Annotated in this window: 15 protein-coding genes; 8 read left to right on the forward strand and 7 right to left on the reverse strand. The window is 67.9% G+C overall.

Going from position 1 to position 15,300, the window contains the following annotated elements; genetic code table 11:
* Positions 1-7 precede the first annotated feature (7 nt).
* Genes AAHS21_RS08340 through AAHS21_RS08350 form a run of 3 tightly spaced genes read right to left on the reverse strand, consistent with a single transcriptional unit; the run spans position 8 to position 2,365 of the window.
* Positions 8-424, reverse strand: coding sequence for a hypothetical protein (locus AAHS21_RS08340; protein WP_342927217.1), 417 nt, complete (start codon positions 422-424; stop codon positions 8-10).
* Positions 424-1,143, reverse strand: a complete 720-nt coding sequence (locus AAHS21_RS08345) for a type 1 glutamine amidotransferase (protein WP_342927218.1) — start codon at positions 1,141-1,143, stop codon at positions 424-426. Before AAHS21_RS08345 ends, AAHS21_RS08340 begins: the two co-directional genes overlap by 1 nt.
* Positions 1,136-2,365, reverse strand: coding sequence for a Mur ligase family protein (locus AAHS21_RS08350; protein WP_342927219.1), 1,230 nt, complete (start codon positions 2,363-2,365; stop codon positions 1,136-1,138). The genes AAHS21_RS08345 and AAHS21_RS08350 overlap by 8 nt, the downstream gene beginning before the upstream one ends.
* 96 nt (positions 2,366-2,461) lie before the next feature.
* Here AAHS21_RS08350 and AAHS21_RS08355 point away from each other — a divergent pair, with 96 nt between their 5' ends.
* A complete protein-coding gene (locus tag AAHS21_RS08355; RefSeq protein ID WP_342927220.1) occupies positions 2,462-3,463 on the forward strand; it encodes a DEDDh family exonuclease in 1,002 nt (333 codons plus the stop codon).
* Between the two features lie 16 nt (positions 3,464-3,479).
* On the opposite strand, the gene AAHS21_RS08360 is transcribed toward AAHS21_RS08355, so the two are convergent.
* On the reverse strand, positions 3,480-4,148 hold the full coding sequence (locus AAHS21_RS08360) for a response regulator transcription factor (RefSeq protein WP_342927221.1): 669 nt from the start codon (positions 4,146-4,148) through the stop codon (positions 3,480-3,482).
* Positions 4,149-4,282: 134 nt separating this feature from the next.
* Between AAHS21_RS08360 and AAHS21_RS08365 the strand changes: the two genes are divergently transcribed.
* Complete coding sequence (locus AAHS21_RS08365; protein WP_342927222.1) at positions 4,283-4,564, forward strand: GlsB/YeaQ/YmgE family stress response membrane protein; 282 nt, start codon at positions 4,283-4,285, stop codon at positions 4,562-4,564.
* 69 nt (positions 4,565-4,633) lie between these two features.
* On the opposite strand, the gene AAHS21_RS08370 is transcribed toward AAHS21_RS08365, so the two are convergent.
* Positions 4,634-5,572, reverse strand: coding sequence for an NADP-dependent oxidoreductase (locus tag AAHS21_RS08370; RefSeq protein ID WP_342927223.1), 939 nt, complete (start codon positions 5,570-5,572; stop codon positions 4,634-4,636).
* A gap of 136 nt (positions 5,573-5,708) precedes the next feature.
* Between AAHS21_RS08370 and AAHS21_RS08375 the strand changes: the two genes are divergently transcribed.
* Positions 5,709-6,194 (forward strand): MarR family transcriptional regulator, encoded by a 486-nt coding sequence (locus tag AAHS21_RS08375; RefSeq protein WP_342927224.1) that lies wholly within the window; start codon positions 5,709-5,711, stop codon positions 6,192-6,194.
* Here the strand turns inward: AAHS21_RS08375 and leuA are convergent.
* Entirely contained in the window at positions 6,172-8,031 is a 1,860-nt protein-coding gene (gene leuA, locus AAHS21_RS08380) for a 2-isopropylmalate synthase (RefSeq protein WP_342927225.1), read from the reverse strand. The two genes, AAHS21_RS08375 and leuA, sit on opposite strands and share 23 nt — an antisense overlap.
* Before the next feature lie 242 nt (positions 8,032-8,273).
* Between leuA and AAHS21_RS08385 the strand changes: the two genes are divergently transcribed.
* Genes AAHS21_RS08385 through AAHS21_RS08395 form a run of 3 tightly spaced genes read left to right on the forward strand, consistent with a single transcriptional unit; the run spans position 8,274 to position 11,726 of the window.
* Positions 8,274-9,539 carry an aspartate kinase gene (locus AAHS21_RS08385; RefSeq protein ID WP_096290444.1) on the forward strand — a complete coding sequence of 422 codons (1,266 nt, stop codon included), beginning with the start codon at positions 8,274-8,276 and terminating at the stop codon, positions 9,537-9,539.
* Positions 9,540-9,541: 2 nt separating this feature from the next.
* A complete protein-coding gene (locus AAHS21_RS08390) occupies positions 9,542-10,588 on the forward strand; it encodes an aspartate-semialdehyde dehydrogenase (protein WP_342927226.1) in 1,047 nt (348 codons plus the stop codon).
* Between the two features lie 28 nt (positions 10,589-10,616).
* On the forward strand, positions 10,617-11,726 hold the full coding sequence (locus tag AAHS21_RS08395) for a DUF4185 domain-containing protein (protein ID WP_342927496.1): 1,110 nt from the start codon (positions 10,617-10,619) through the stop codon (positions 11,724-11,726).
* A 4-nt stretch (positions 11,727-11,730) separates the two neighbouring features.
* On the opposite strand, the gene AAHS21_RS08400 is transcribed toward AAHS21_RS08395, so the two are convergent.
* Positions 11,731-12,984 (reverse strand): PPE family protein, encoded by a 1,254-nt coding sequence (locus AAHS21_RS08400; protein ID WP_342927227.1) that lies wholly within the window; start codon positions 12,982-12,984, stop codon positions 11,731-11,733.
* Positions 12,985-13,243: 259 nt separating this feature from the next.
* On the opposite strand from AAHS21_RS08400, the gene AAHS21_RS08405 reads away from it, so the two are divergent.
* On the forward strand, positions 13,244-14,620 hold the full coding sequence (locus AAHS21_RS08405) for a PPE domain-containing protein (RefSeq protein WP_342927228.1): 1,377 nt from the start codon (positions 13,244-13,246) through the stop codon (positions 14,618-14,620).
* A gap of 118 nt (positions 14,621-14,738) precedes the next feature.
* Positions 14,739-15,122, forward strand: a complete 384-nt coding sequence (locus AAHS21_RS08410; RefSeq protein WP_342927229.1) for a hypothetical protein — start codon at positions 14,739-14,741, stop codon at positions 15,120-15,122.
* Positions 15,123-15,300 lie beyond the last annotated feature (178 nt).

Raw genomic sequence — 15,300 nt, forward strand, 5'->3', positions numbered from 1 at the left:
ACGTTCCTCAGGCCTTGCTCAACTGGAACGGCCTGGTGAAGGTCTTGCCCGGCTCGGCACCACACCCGTCGGAGGCCGTGGTCTGGGCTTCGCCGGCGAGCGACACCGCATCGAAGCTGTAGTCGACGGTTACCGGGGCCGAGGCGCCGTTCGGGCACGGTGCCTGGGCCGTGCCGCTGTGCGTCCAGCGTCCATTGGCCAGGTGAAATTCCCAGCTGATGACGAAGGTCCCGCCATCTTGCGAGGTCGCCCGGGTGCAGTCCGATCCGCATGGGGCGAAAAGCCAGGCGGTCGATTTGCCGTTGTCCGGATAGAGCACGTCGTACCGGCCGCTCGGGACTTCCAGGTCGGCGTTCGCTGGTGCCGACGACGCGATGAACGCGGCGAGCAGCGCGCCGCCGGCAGCGATCTTCACGACAGGCACTAGCGCGCCGCCAGTCGTTCGCCGCGCAGCAGGTCCACCTCGGGCAGTCGCAGCGGCGCCAGCTCGCCGACCACCTTGCTCAGCAGCAGGTCGGCCAGCTCCGGGTTGCGGGCCAGACACGGCCCGTGCATGTAAGTCGCGACGACGCTGCCCTGAATCACGCCGTCAAAACCGTCGCCGAGCCGGTTGCCCGCGCCCTTGACCACCGCCCCCAGCGGCGCGGCGGCGGGGCCGAGCACGGTGCCGCCGCGATGGTTTTCAAAGCCGGTGAGCGGCTGGGTCAGCCCGGCCAGCAGCGGCTTGCTCACCAGTTCGCCGATCGTGCGCGCCTGCTGTGGCGAGGTCGTCACGTCCAGCATGCCCACGCCGTCCACCCGCTCTCCCGACGACGTCTCGTACCAGTGCCCGAGCACCTGGACGGCGGCGCAGATCGACAGCACGGGTGTGCCGCGCTGCGCGGCGCGCTGCAGGCCCGGGTACCGCAGCAGGTGCCGGGTGGCCAATCGCTGCGCGTAGTCCTCCGCGCCGCCCAGGGTGTAGATGTCCAGGGACTCCGGCACCGGGTCGTCCAGCGTGATCTCGACGATCTCGGCGGCGATACCCCGCAGCCGCAGCCGTTGCCGCAGCACCACCGCGTTGCCGCCGTCGCCGTAGGTGCCCATCACGTCGGGCAACACCAGCCCGATCCGCACGTGGGAGACCGACCCGGTGTCAGCCATGGCGTCCCAATGCCCGGTGCAGCTGCAGGAAGGCGGTGTAGTTGGCGACGACCTCCACGCGTCCCGGCGGGCAGGACGCGATCGCCGCCAGGGTGTCGTGCACCAGGGTGTGCTCGACGCCGGCGTACCCCAGGCGCACCGCCAGGTCGGTCCCGCGTTCCCCGGCGGCGACCACGTGAGTGTCTTCGAAGTGTTCGAAGCGCACGTCCCACAGCCAGGACAGGTCCTCTCCGTCGGGCACCTGCCCGTTGACCGAGATGACCACCCCGGCCGCGTGTTTGTCCACCATCGACAGCGCCTCCTGCCAGCCGGCCGGATTCTTGGCCAGCAGGATCCGGGCGTCGTGCGGGCCGATCCGCACGGTCCGGTACCGGCCCGCGACCTCGTCCACTCCCGACACCGCCGCGACGGCGGCCGCGGGGTCGGCGCCCAGCGCGACCGCGGCCGCGACGGCCTGGGCGGCATTGCCGCGATTCACCGTGCCGGGCAGCGCCAGCCGCATCGGCAGGGCCAGCCCGTCGGGCCCGTACAGCGTGTCGTCATCGAACCACCACTGCGGGCTGGGCCGCTTGAAATCGGCGCCGGTGGAATACCAATGGCCCGGCTCGCGGACGATCACCTCGCCACTGCGCGGACAGCTGACCGAGTCGTTCGCCCACGCGCCGCCGGCGGCCACCCACACCACGTTCGGGGCGTTGTAGGCGGCCGAGGTCATCAGCACGTCGTCGCAGTTAGCGACGACGACGGCGTTCGGGTGGCGGGTCAGCCCCGCTCGCAGCGTGCGCTCGATGACGTTGATCTCGCCGACCCGGTCCAACTGATCGCGCGACAGGTTGAGCAACACGATGACGCGTGGTTCGACGGCATCGGAAACGTGGGGCACGTGCATCTCGTCGACTTCCAGGGCCGCGAGCCCCGCGTCACGGTCGGCGGCCAACGCGGCGACCAGGCCGGCGTCCATGTTGGCGCCCTCGGCGTTGGTGGCGACCGATCCCAGCGTGCCGAGCGCGGCCGCGGTCATCCGGGTGGTCGTGGACTTGCCGTTGGTACCGGTGACGATGACCGTGCGCCGGCCCGTGCCGAGCTGGCGCAGCACCGAGCGGTCCAGCGTCATCGCGACCAGGCCACCGATCATCGCGCCGGCGCCGCGCCCGGTCATCCGCGACGCCCAGCGCGCGCTCGCTCCTGCGGCGAGCGCCAGACGTGCGCGGGTGGTGACCACCCGCGCAGTTTAAGGGTGGCCGCTTAGATCCAACTAACCGCCGACACGGCCGCGCAGCGGCGCGGTGATGTCGGTCAGACGTGCGATTCTTCGTCTATGAGCCCCACAAATCCGACGCCCTGGGGCCGGCCCGCGACCGATCCGGATGCCGGTTGGGCCGTCATTGACGTCGAGACCTCGGGTTTCCGGCCCGGTCAGGCGCGGGTCATCAGCCTCGCGGTGCTCGGGCTCGACGCCGAGGGCCGCGTCGAGCAGTCCGTCGTCAGCCTGCTCAATCCCGGGGTGGATCCCGGTCCCACGCACGTACACGGGCTGACCGCCGCCATGCTCGAGGATCAGCCCCAGTTCGGCGACATCGTCGGTGACGTGATCGAGGTGCTGCGCGGGCGCACGCTGGTGGCCCACAACGTCGCGTTCGACTACGCGTTCCTGGCCGCGGAGGCCGAACTCACCGGCATCGCATTGCCCGTGGACAGCGTCATGTGCACGGTGGAGCTGGCCCGCCGGCTCAACCTCGGCGTCGAGAACCTGCGATTGGAGACCCTCGCCACGCATTGGGGTGTGACGCAGGAACGGCCGCACGACGCCTTCGACGACGCCCTGGTGTTGACCGGTGTGTTCGCGTCCGCGCTGGGGCGGGCCCGCGAACTCGACATCTGGCTGCCGGTGCGCCCCGTCACCCGGCGTCGCTGGCCCAACGGCCGAGTGACCCACGACGAGCTGCGCCCGCTGAAGGCGCTGGCTTCCCGGATGCCGTGCCCCTATCTCAACCCCGGGCCGTATGTCCGCGGCCGGCCGCTGGTCCAGGGCATGCGGGTGGCGCTGGCTGCCGAGGTGCGGCGCACCCACGAGGAGCTCGTCGAGCGGATCCTGCACGCCGGGCTGGCCTACACCGACGTCGTCGACCGCGAGACCTCGCTGGTGGTGTGCAACGCCGCCGCCCCCGAGCAGGGCAAGGGCTACCAGGCTCAGCAGCTGGGTGTGCCGGTGGTGTCCGACGCGCAGTTCATGGCCGGCGTGGGCACCGTGATCGGCGGCACCAGCATGGAGGAGTTCGTCGACGCCGCCAGCGCCGACGACCAACTCGCACTGTTCTGATCAGCCACCGCTGCGATCAGGGGCCGCCGCGCCAGTGTTCGATGCGATGGTGATCCGGCATAAAGCCGTGGTCGACTCCCCACAGCACCGCCTGAGTGCGGCTCGCCACCCCGATCTTGCGGTAAACGGTCCGGATATAGGACTTCACGGTGTTGGGACTCAGATACGTCAGCCGCGCCACTTCGGCGTTGCTCTTGCCCTGGGTTATCAGCGCCAGGATCTCGGCCTCGCGGTCACTGAGCCCTTCACCGCGTCCGGGCCAATCGAGACCCAGTGCGCTGCGTGCCCGCGGCGGAGCCTGGCTGATCACCGTCTCACCGGCATGCACCGCTTCTAACGCCGCCACCAGTTCTCGAGCCGGCAACGCCTTCGACAGGTAACCGTCGGCGCCCTTATCGCGCGCGTGGCGAATCAGATCGGGGTGAAAGTTCCACGTGTACACCACGACTCGGGCCGCACGGGGATTCGCCGCCAGCTCGGCGATCTCGTCGTAATCCGACTCAGGCTGTGCGAACGAGTCGTACATGACGATGTCGACGGTGTCGTCGAGGGACATGTTCGAGTCCAGTTCGGCGACGACGACGCGGTCCTTGTATCGGTCGAACATGTTGGCCACTCCCATCACGACGACGTCGTAGTCGTCGACTAGCGCCACCGTGATCGGTTCTGCGTTGCGAGCGGCCATGGGCGTAGAACTTACCTCCCTAGGGGTGTAGTGCCACCACCCTTTGGGGTTGTTGTCTGGGAGATGTGTCGGGCACCCGCTCGGCCACGCAGGTACGAAACGCCGCTTGCGGCACAAAGTGAAAGGCTCGCATCATGATCGGACTTATCGTTACCCTCCTCGTCGTCGGGCTCATCGCCGGAGCGCTGGCGCGGCTGCTGGTTCCGGGTAAGCAGCCGATGTCGATTCTGACGACGATGGTCTTAGGGATCGTCGGCTCGTTCGTCGGTGGCTTTCTCGGCTACGTGCTCTTCCACAAGGATGCTGCGGAGGGCTTTTTTCAACCCGCCGGACTCATCGGGTCGGTTATCGGCGCGGTGATCGTGTTGCTGATCTGGACTCGGGTGGGCGCCCGCACCTCCGGGCGAATTCGCTGAGGTCCATATCCACCCGCTGCGTACGCGACCCGCTCGGCACATGTTGTGCCCAGCGGGTCGCGTCGCGGGTTATCGATCGGCGGGGAACAGGATGGTCTTGCCCGGCAACCGGCCGGTGTCCGAGGCTTCGTGGACTGCGGGGGCCTGGTTCAACGGGCGACGCTCGGCGACGTCGATGCGCAGCTGGCCGGCGTCTACCCGGCTGACCAGGTCGGCCAACTGCCCGGCGTCGCTGCGGACGAATATCCGCTGCGCACGCACGTTTCGGTCGGGGTGCTCCGTCCCCGACGTCATGGTGCCGACGTAGCAGCCGCCGTCGGCAACCACGTCGACGAGGGCTTCGGTCTCTTCGGGCGTGGTGCTCACCAGGTTGAGCACCACATCAAACGGCCCGACGGCGATCGGTGTCTGCGTGTAGTCGATGTAGCCGATGATCCGGTCGGCTCCGTACGCACGTAGCCGGTCCGCGCTGCGCGCCGATGCGGTAGCGGTGACGATGGCACCGGCTTGCTTCGCGAGCTGGACCGCGTAGCCGCCGACCGCTCCGCCCGCGCCGTTGATCAGGATGGTCTGCCCGGCCGTCAGGCCCGCCATCTCGAACAGTGCCTGCCACGCCGTCAAGCCGACGGTCGGCAGCGCGGCCGAATCCGCCAGGGCCACGGTGCGCGGCGCCATCGCCAAAGCCTCGGCCGGTGCCAGCACGTACTCGGCGGCGGCACCGTCGGCATCCATCGGAAGCAACGCCACGACCGCGTCGCCGACGTTCCAGCCTGTTACCCCGCCACCGAGTTCGGCGACCGTGCCCGCGACGTCGATACCCGGCACATGCGGGAAGGTGATCTCGTACACCTCGGACAGGTAGCCGCCGCGGATGCCCGCGTCGACCGGATTGAACGAAGTCCCGGCCACTTTCACCAGAACTTGCCCGGCGCCCGGCGTCGGTCGCTGGACTTCGGAGTACTCCAGCACCTCGCTGCTGCCGTACCGGTGGTAAAACACTGCCTTCATGATCTCCTCCATTCCTCGTTTGCTTCGAGATTGAAGCAGTTACCTATGCGGTAACTTGTTTCGATGTCGAAGCAATCCCCGGGCGCACTGTGGCCTTCGTCTCTTTGCTTCGATATCGAAGCAGTACGATCGCGGCATGGTCGAAGCACTCAAGCCGGAGCAGATGCGCACGTACTTCGCCCTCACCGAAACGGTCAGCCTGCTTCAGTACGCAGTGCGCCAGCAGCTACAGGCCGAAGGCGATCTCAGCTACGTGCAGTTCGAGATACTGGCCCACCTCGCCGACGCCGACGGCCAACTGACCATGACCGATCTGGCGGACAGAGTGGTTTACAGCCGCAGCGGCCTCACTCATCAGGCGGGACTGTTAGAGAGAGCGGGGCTCATCGCTCGCGCGGCCAGTCCGCACGATCAACGGGCGACCGTCGTCGATATCACCGAGGCGGGCCGAGCTCGTCTCACCAAGGTGCTACCCGGGCACATCGAGGTGGTACGCGGCTTGCTGTTCGATCGGCTGTCAGACGACGACGTCGGCCACCTCGGCGACATCATGAGCCGGGTTCGCGACCATATGCGAGCCCGCCCGCCCCGCTCCGCTGTCAGCCGCGCGATGCGCGGTTGACAGCCGACACCACGGCACGCAGCGACGCGGTGGTGATCGACGGGGCGATGCCGACCCCCCATACCGTGCGGCCGCCCACCGACGCCTCCACATAGGCCGCGGCCTGCGCGTCGTCACCGGAGCTCATCGCGTGTTCGGAGTAGTCGAGGACGGCGACGTCGAACCCGACGTCGCCCAGTGCGTGCACGAACGCGGCGAGCGGACCGTTGCCGGCACCGCTGATCTCGGTCTCCGCCCCATTGATCTTGACGGTCGCGGCGATTCGGGTGGTGCCGCCGTCTTCCTCCGAGGCGTCGACGCGCTGCTTGATCCGCTCCAGCGGCAGGATCGGCGCCAGGTACTCCTCGGAGAACGCGTCCCACATCTCCTTCGGCGACACCTCGCCGCCCTCGCCGTCGGCGATCTTCTGGATCACCTGGGAGAACTCGATCTGCAGCCGTCGCGGCAGGGCCAGGCCGTGATCGGCCTTCATGATGTAGGCCACCCCGCCCTTGCCGGACTGCGAGTTGACCCGGATCACCGCCTCGTAGGTGCGGCCGACGTCGCGCGGGTCGATCGGCAGGTACGGCACCTGCCAGAGCATGTCCTCGACATCGGTGTCCGCGGCGTCGGCGTCGGCCTTCATCTGGTCCAGGCCCTTGTTGATGGCGTCCTGGTGGCTGCCCGAGAACGCGGTGTAGACCAGATCGCCGCCGTAGGGGTGCCGCTCGTGCACCGGCAGCTGGTTGCAGTACTCGACCGTGCGGCGGATCTCGTCGATGTTGGAGAAGTCGATCTGCGGGTCCACCCCGCGGGAGAACAGGTTCAGCCCCAGCGTCACCAGGCATACGTTTCCGGTGCGCTCACCGTTGCCGAACAGGCAGCCCTCGATCCGGTCGGCACCCGCCTGATAGCCCAATTCGGCTGCGGCGACAGCGGTTCCGCGGTCGTTGTGTGGATGCAGGCTCAGGATCACCGACTCCCGGTTGGCCAGGTTGCGGCTCATCCACTCGATCGAGTCGGCGTAGACGTTGGGTGTCGCCATCTCCACCGTGGCGGGCAGATTGAAGATGATCGGGTGCTCCGGCGTCGGCGCGATGATTTCGCCGACGGCGTCGCAAACCTGCTTGGCGTACTCCAATTCCGTTCCGGTGTAGGACTCCGGCGAATATTCAAAGCGCCATTGCGTGTCCGGGTACTTGGCCGCCTCTTCGACGCACTTGCGCGCGCCGTCGGTGGCGATGGCCTGGACCGCGGCCCGGTCGGCACGAAATACCACGCGGCGCTGCAGGATTGACGTCGAATTGTAGAAGTGCACGATCGCGCGATGCACGCCGCGACACGCCTCGAAGGTGCGCTCGATCAGTTCCGGACGGCACTGCGTCAGCACCTGGATGGTGACGTCGTCGGGAATCGCGCCGTCGGTGATGATCTCGCGCACGAAGTCGAAGTCGGTTTGGCTGGCCGACGGGAAGCCTACTTCAATCTCCTTGTAGCCCATGGCAACCAGCAGGTCGAACATGCGGCGTTTGCGGGCCGGGCTCATCGGGTCGATCAGCGCCTGGTTGCCATCGCGCAGATCCACCGCGCACCACAGCGGTGCCTGGCTGGTGACGCGGTCCGGCCAGGTGCGGTCGGCGAGCCGGATGGCCTCCACTTCGTCGGCGAAGGGGCGATATCGGTTGACCCGCATGGACGAGCCGCGCTGCGGATTCCAGGCCGGCTGGTCGGGTCGGATCGGGCCCGCGGGCTTCGTCACGGTGCGGGCTGAGATGTATGCGTCCGGGTTGGCGGGCTGTGAAAAGTTGGTCACGGTAACTGCTCCGGGGATGTCAGAAGGGACTTCAGACCGGCGCATCGCGAACACCCGCGACGGGAAGCCGGTCTGGATCAGACCCCGTCGCGGCGTCCGAGAAGGAGCACCCGCTGCACGCTGTGAACTCTACCGCGATCGGTGCCCAGGCGAAAACTACGCCCAATCGAACCCAAAACCGCAGGCTGTGGCACCCGCTAGCGGGTCAAAAAGCAAGATGCGCCGCCACGTATCCTGTTGTGAACTTGAACCACGTCTGTGGGTGTGGAAGGGCAGGCAGGAAAACAGTGGCGCTCGTCGTACAAAAGTACGGCGGATCCTCGGTGGCCGACGCCGATCGGATCCGTCGTGTCGCGGAACGCATCGTCGAGACCAAAAAACAGGGCAACGACGTCGTCGTCGTGGTCTCGGCGATGGGCGATACCACCGATGACCTGCTGGATCTGGCCCAACAGGTGTGCCCGGTGCCGCCCGCCCGCGAACTGGACATGCTGCTGACCGCCGGGGAGCGGATCTCCAACGCGCTGGTGGCCATGGCGGTCGAATCGCTCGGGGCCCGCGCGCGCTCGTTCACCGGCTCGCAGGCCGGGGTGATCACCACCGGCACGCACGGCAACGCGAAGATCATCGACGTCACGCCGACGCGGTTGCAGTCCGCGCTCGAGCAGGGCGACGTCGTATTGGTCGCGGGGTTTCAGGGCGTAAGCCAGGACAGTCGCGATGTGACCACGCTGGGCCGCGGCGGCTCCGACACCACGGCCGTGGCGCTGGCCGCGGCGCTGCACGCCGACGTCTGCGAGATCTACACCGACGTGGACGGCATCTTCAGTGCCGACCCGCGCATCGTGCCCAACGCCCGCAAGCTCGACACCGTGACCTTCGAGGAAATGCTCGAGATGGCCGCCTGCGGCGCAAAGGTTCTGATGCTGCGTTGCGTGGAGTACGCCCGTCGCTACAACCTTCCGGTGCACGTCAGGTCGTCGTACTCGGACAAGCTAGGCACCGTCGTTGTCGGATCGATCAAGGACATATCCATGGAAAGCCCCCTTCTGACCGGCGTCGCCCACGACCGTAGCGAGGCCAAGGTGACGGTCGTCGGTATCCCGGACATCCCCGGGTATGCGGCCCGCGTCTTCCGGGCGGTCGCCGAGGCCGACGTGAACATCGACATGGTGCTGCAGAACGTGTCCAAGGTCGAGGATGGCAAGACCGACATCACGTTCACCTGCTCGCGCGACAGCGGGCCCACCGCGGTGGCCAAGCTCGACGCCCTCAAGGACGAGATCGGCTTCACCCAGCTGCTCTACGACGACCACATCGGCAAGGTGTCGCTGATCGGCGCGGGTATGCGCAGCCATCCCGGCGTGACCGCGACCTTCTGTGAGGCGCTTGCCGAGGTGGGCGTCAACATCGAACTGATCTCCACCTCCGAGATCCGGATCTCGGTGCTGTGCCGCGACACCGAACTAGACAAGGCCGTCGTGGCGTTGCACGAGGCGTTCGGCCTCGGCGGCGAGGAGGAGGCCACGGTGTATGCGGGGACGGGTCGATAGATATGGGCGCCGATAGGCTCGCAATTGGTGTAGTGGGGGCCACCGGCCAGGTGGGCCAGGTGATGCGCAATCTGCTGGACGAGCGCGACTTCCCGGCGAGCACGGTGCGGTTCTTCGCGTCCGCCCGCTCGCAGGGCCGCAAGCTGGAATTCCGCGGCCAGGAGATCGAGGTCGAAGACGCCGCGACGGCGGATCCGAGCGGCCTGGACATCGCGCTGTTCTCGGCCGGCAAGACGATGTCGCTGGTGCAGGCACCGCGGTTCGCCGCGGCCGGGGTGACCGTGATCGACAACTCGTCGGCCTGGCGTAAGGACCCCGAGGTGCCGTTGGTGGTCTCCGAGGTGAACTTCGCGCGCGATGCCGGCAACCGGCCGAAGGGCATCATCGCCAACCCGAACTGCACCACGATGGCCGCGATGCCGGTGCTGATGCCACTGCACGAGGAAGCTGGGTTGCGGCGCCTGGTGGTGTCGAGCTACCAGGCGGTATCCGGCAGTGGGTTGGCCGGTGTCGAGGAGCTGGCCACGCAGGCACGCGCGGTGATCGACGAAGCCGAACAACTCGTGCACGACGGTCGTGCGTTGCAGTTTCCGGCGCCGAAGACCTATATCGCGCCGATCGCCTTCAACGTGCTGCCGCTGGCCGGTTCGTTGGTGGACGACGGCTCCGGGGAGACCGACGAGGACCAGAAGCTACGGCACGAGAGCCGCAAGATTCTCGGCATTCCCGATCTGCTGGTGAGCGGGACCTGCGTGCGGGTTCCGGTGTTCACCGGCCACTCCCTGTCGATCAATGCCGAGTTCGCCCGGCCCATCTCACCCGAGCGGGCCCGAGAATTGCTCAGCGCCGCTGCGGGGGTGAAAGTGGTCGACGTGCCAACAGCTTTGGATGCCGCCGGCGTCGACGACTCATTGGTGGGCCGGATTCGCCACGACCCCGGGGTGCCCGACGGGCGTGGCCTGGCGCTGTTCGTCTCGGGGGACAACCTGCGCAAGGGGGCTGCGCTCAACACCATTCAGATCGCCGAGCTGCTCGCCGCGCAGCTGTGACTCGCGGGTGAGCGGCGCGCGGGCCTCGCTGCTCACTGCGCTGTGTTTACTTGGGCCGCAAGCTGTTTCGATCGCACGGGCCGACCCTCCGGCGCCTGTCCCGCAGCCGATCGTGCAGCCACTGGCGCCCGGCCAGGTGTTGCGCATCGGTCCGACGGCCGGAACCGGCACTCCCACAGGCGATTACGGCGTCGGCGCCACCGATCTCTGCGAATTCCTGGAGTTTCCGACCGAACTGCTGCAGGTCTGCGGCGATAGCTTCGCCGGGCAGGGCGTGGGGTTCGGCGGCTGGTACGCGCCGATCGCGCTGCATGTGGACACGTCGTCGGTCGACGACCCCGCCGGGGTGCGCTACACCGGCGTCACCGGAACCACCAAGCCGCTGTTGGCCGACCCCACGCCGTCGGGGGATTCGCAACTGCCCGCCGGAGTCGTGCAGATCAACCGGCGTAACTACCTAATGGTCACCACGACAAAGGATCTCAAGCCGCAGAACTCTCGGCTGGTGGTGGCCGAAGCGGCGCGCGGAGGATGGCAGACAGTAGCCGGGTCGAAGCGCGAGGCCACCTATCAGGGTGGTTCGCAGACGCAGATCAGCGGCTACTACGACCCGATCCCGACCGGCGATTCGCCGAGCGGATGGGTCTACGTTGTGGCTAACAGTTTCACTCGCAGTCAACCGGTGGTGCTGTATCGGGTTGCGCCGCAGAACTTTACGGACCGGTCACGATGGCAGGGCTGGGCCGCCGGCCCCGGCGGCGGCTGGAACAAGGTCCCCACGCCGTTGTGGCCCGACCAGGTGGGCGAGTTGTCCGTCCGGCAGGTCGAGGGCAAGACAGTGCTGTCCTACTTCAATGCCAGCAACGGCAACATGGAGGTCCGGGTGGCCAACGATCCGACATCGCTGGGCACCGCGCCGGTGACCACGGTCGTGCAGCACGACGAATGGCCCGAGCCGGCGGAGAGCCTGCCGCCGCCGACCGACAACCGGCTCGCGCAACCATATGGCGGCTACATTTCGCCCGGTTCCACGCTCGACGAGCTGCGAATCTTCGTCAGCCAGTGGGACACCCGCGCGCGGGTGTCCGCGCCGTATCGGGTGATTCAGTTCGCGGTGAACCCGTTCAAACCCGAATAGGCCCTCAGCCGGCCGCCTCGGCGAGACCGGCGGCCAGGTCGGCACCGGAGAGGCCCCGGACCCATTCCGCGAGTCCCATCGGGTTGAACTGCGGTTGGATGCCGGCCGTCCCGGCCAGGCCCGGCGTGGCCGCCGCCGCGGGCGCCGCGCCGACGCTGCTCGAAGAGGCGCTGGCGATCGGGGTGGTGGTGATGGAAACCACGCCTTGCAGGTTGGTGATGGTGGCACCACCGGCGTCGACCGTGACGGTGGCGGCGGTATTGCCAACGGCCCCGACGACACTGAGCGCTGAGGCATTACCAGGGACGGTTACCGAGCCGCTGACAACCGTGCCTTCGACTGCGTCACCCGCGGCGACCGGGGCGAGCGTGACGGGATTGGCGCCGGCGGTCACCGTGGCACCCACTGGGTAGACGACGCCGTCCGGCGTGACGGCGCCACTATTGAAGTTGAGGAGGATGCTGCTGCCGGCGTTGAGGATGATCGAGGATTCGCTGGCGACGGCGGTGCCGGGCGTGGCGGTCACACTGCCGCTGCTGATGTAAGCGACAGAGCCGGGGTCCAGGGTCACGGTGCTGCCGGCCGGGGCGGTCACGGTGTCGCCGACAGGGACGTTGGTCGAGCCGAGCTGAGTCGCCTGCGACGAAGCGAGTTGGATCGCGGATTGGGCGCGGCCGCTGGTGCCGTCGGCGGCGGCCCGTGCGACCGCGTTGGCCTGGTCCGCCTGGCCATTCGGGTCGGTGGTCTGCGACGGTTCGGCGAAAGCTTCCAGGGCGCCGGCGGTTTCGGACGCGGTGGCGTAGCCGTACATGGCCGTGGCGTCCTGGATCCACATCTGCATGTACTGCGCTTCGGTCGCCGCGATCGCCGGGGTGTTCTGCCCGAAGAAGTTCGTCGCGACCAGCATCATCAGCCGCATCCGGTTCTCCACGACGACCGGCGGGGGCACCGTCATACCGAACGCGGCCTCGTAGGCGGCTGCCGCGGCGTACGCCCGGGCGGCGGTCTGGGCAGCCTGCGCGGCACTGACGTGTAGCCACGTCACTTGGCGAGTCGCCGCGGCGGCCATCCGCATCGACGAGGGGCCCAACCACCGCCCGTTCAGCGCGGCGATCTCCGATGAGTAGCCGGCGGCGGCGGACTCCAGCTGGGCGGCCACCGCCTCCCAGTTCGCCGCCGCCGCCAGCATCGGCCCCGAGCCGGGCCCGGTGTACATCAGTTCCGAGTTGACCTCCGGCGGCAGCAAACCAAAGTCCATGTCTTATCCCTTTTTGGAGCTAAGAGCGGTGATTTGCTCGGCACCCTAACGTGTGTCTAATAAGACTGAGGTGAACGCTCGGTAATCGCGCGCTGAAGCTCGCCCGAAACCGTGGTGCGCCGCAGGCGTTGCCTGGGCCGGCTGGAACGGGCCGGGCGCCTCGGAGCCTTTGTGAGATCTGCGGACTAGTGCCTGTTGTGCACTAATACAGCGAAGAGGGCCGTACGGCCGTCCACATGATCTAGGAGGTTGTGCAGCAATGGATTTCGCAACACTTCCACCGGAATTCAACTCCGGCCAGTTGTATGCCGGCCCTGGAGCGGGCTCGATGCTGGCCGCTGCGGCGGCCTGGGACGAGCTGGCCGCTGAGTTGCACATGGCGGCAGCGGGTTACACATCGGTGATCGCCGGGCTGATCGCCGGGCCCTGGCTGGGTCTGGCATCCACGTCGATGGCGGCCGCTGCTGCTCCCTATGTGGCGTGGATGCGCAGCGCCGCCGGCCAGGCCGAGCAGGCGGCCACTCAGGCCAAAGCGGCTGCGGCCGCATATGAGGTGGCGTTTGCGGCGGTGGTACCTCCGCCGGTGATCGCGGCAAACCGCAGCACACGCAGGGCGCTGGTGGCGACGAACCTTTTCGGGCAGAACACCACGGCGATCGCCGTCACCGAGACCGGCTACGCCGAGATGTGGGCACAGGACGCCGCGGTGATGTACAGCTATGCCGGGCTGTCGGCGTCCGCGACAACGCTGACTCCGTTCACCCTGTCGCCGCAAAGTACCCGCCCCGGCGGCTCCAGCGACCAAGCAGCCGCGCTCGCGCGGGCCACGGCCACGTCGGCGTCGAGCGAGACCCATACGGCGCTGGCGCAATTGAGCTCGGACGTGCCCACGACGCTGCAGGCGCTCGCTTCCTCCCCGACCTCCGCGGCCGACGCGGTTTCACCCGCGTCGGGAATCTTCGACGCGCTGCAGAGCCTGGACCTGATATCGCCCTCGACGTTCTTCGAGCCCGCGAGCCTGGGTGTCGCGACGAGTGAGTTGGGCACCGCGTCCGGGGCATGGGCCGACGCGGCGAAAGCCGATACCGAGATCGAGGCCGCCGGCCGTGAAATCGCCGACGACCAGGATGCGCTCACCCGTCAAATCTCGGGTGCCGAGACGCGGATCATGGGCAGGTTCGATCAGTTGGGGACCGTCGGCCAGGCGGGATCGGCGGCCTCAGCAGGGTTGGGACAGGCGGCCACGATCGGGGCGTTATCGGTGCCGCCCGGCTGGACCACCGCGGCATCGCAGCTCCGGCTGGCCACGCTGGCGTTGCCGGCGACCGGCCTGGGCGCCGTGCCGGCAGCCTTCGCCGGCCCCGCTGCGGTGTTCGGTGAGATGACCCTGGCAAGCATCGCCGGCCAGGCGATCAACGGCACGGTGAGCCCGGCTCGCCGTGAGCCGGTCGGAACGGCTGCTCGGCCACGCCCGCCGGCCCCGTCCGCCGCGACCGGCCAGATCAGCGGTATCGCCTCCGACGTGCGTGAATTCGCCGAGCTCCTGGGCAAACTCGGTGACCTGCGCGGCTCGGGGCTGTTGACCGACGAGGAGTTCAACGAGCAGAAACAACGCCTTCTCAGCCGGCTCTGGTGAGCCGAACCGCCCGCGCGAATGCCGGCGGTTTCACCCGCTGAGCAGGGGTTTCGGCTCACAGCTGCTACATAAGTAGCGCATAGCCAGAACCATTGTTTACCCCCGCATCATTTGTCTCATGAGTGAAACATCTGACACCCCCACTGTGCGGTCCTCGACCGCAACGGCGCCGGCGCCCGCCGAGCCGGTCGTCGTCCACCGGACCCCCAGGGTCTTCCAAGCGGCGGCTTACGTCGCCATCGCCGCCGGGACCGTGTTCATTATCGCGGTCATCTTCTTCACCGGCTTCCTGCTCGGTAAGTCGACCGGGCACCACGGCCACGGCCACCACCACAAGCACCACGCGATGGTGCATCCCCACCGATTCGGCGGTCCGGGTGGCCCCGGCGGTCCGGGTTGGCCCGGTGCGAACCAGCAGCCGGGTGGGCCCGCGGCCGTGACCCCCGGCGCTCCGGGGCCCAGCCAGGTTCCGTCCTCGGTCGCGCCGTCTCGCACGCCGTAGCCCACACCACAACCATTCAGATGCTCACGGGGTAATAGGAGGACTCCGGGGGGCCACCAATTCACACGCACTAGCCCGGCGCTCACCAGAGCGCCGGGCTACCAGTGGTTTCGCCGCCTTGCGCTCGCTGATCGCATTCGGATTAATTCACAGCAACTCTTTCACCGGAATCTGTTGC

Source organism: Mycobacterium sp. 050272 (assembly GCF_039023525.1).
GTDB lineage: Bacteria > Actinomycetota > Actinomycetes > Mycobacteriales > Mycobacteriaceae > Mycobacterium.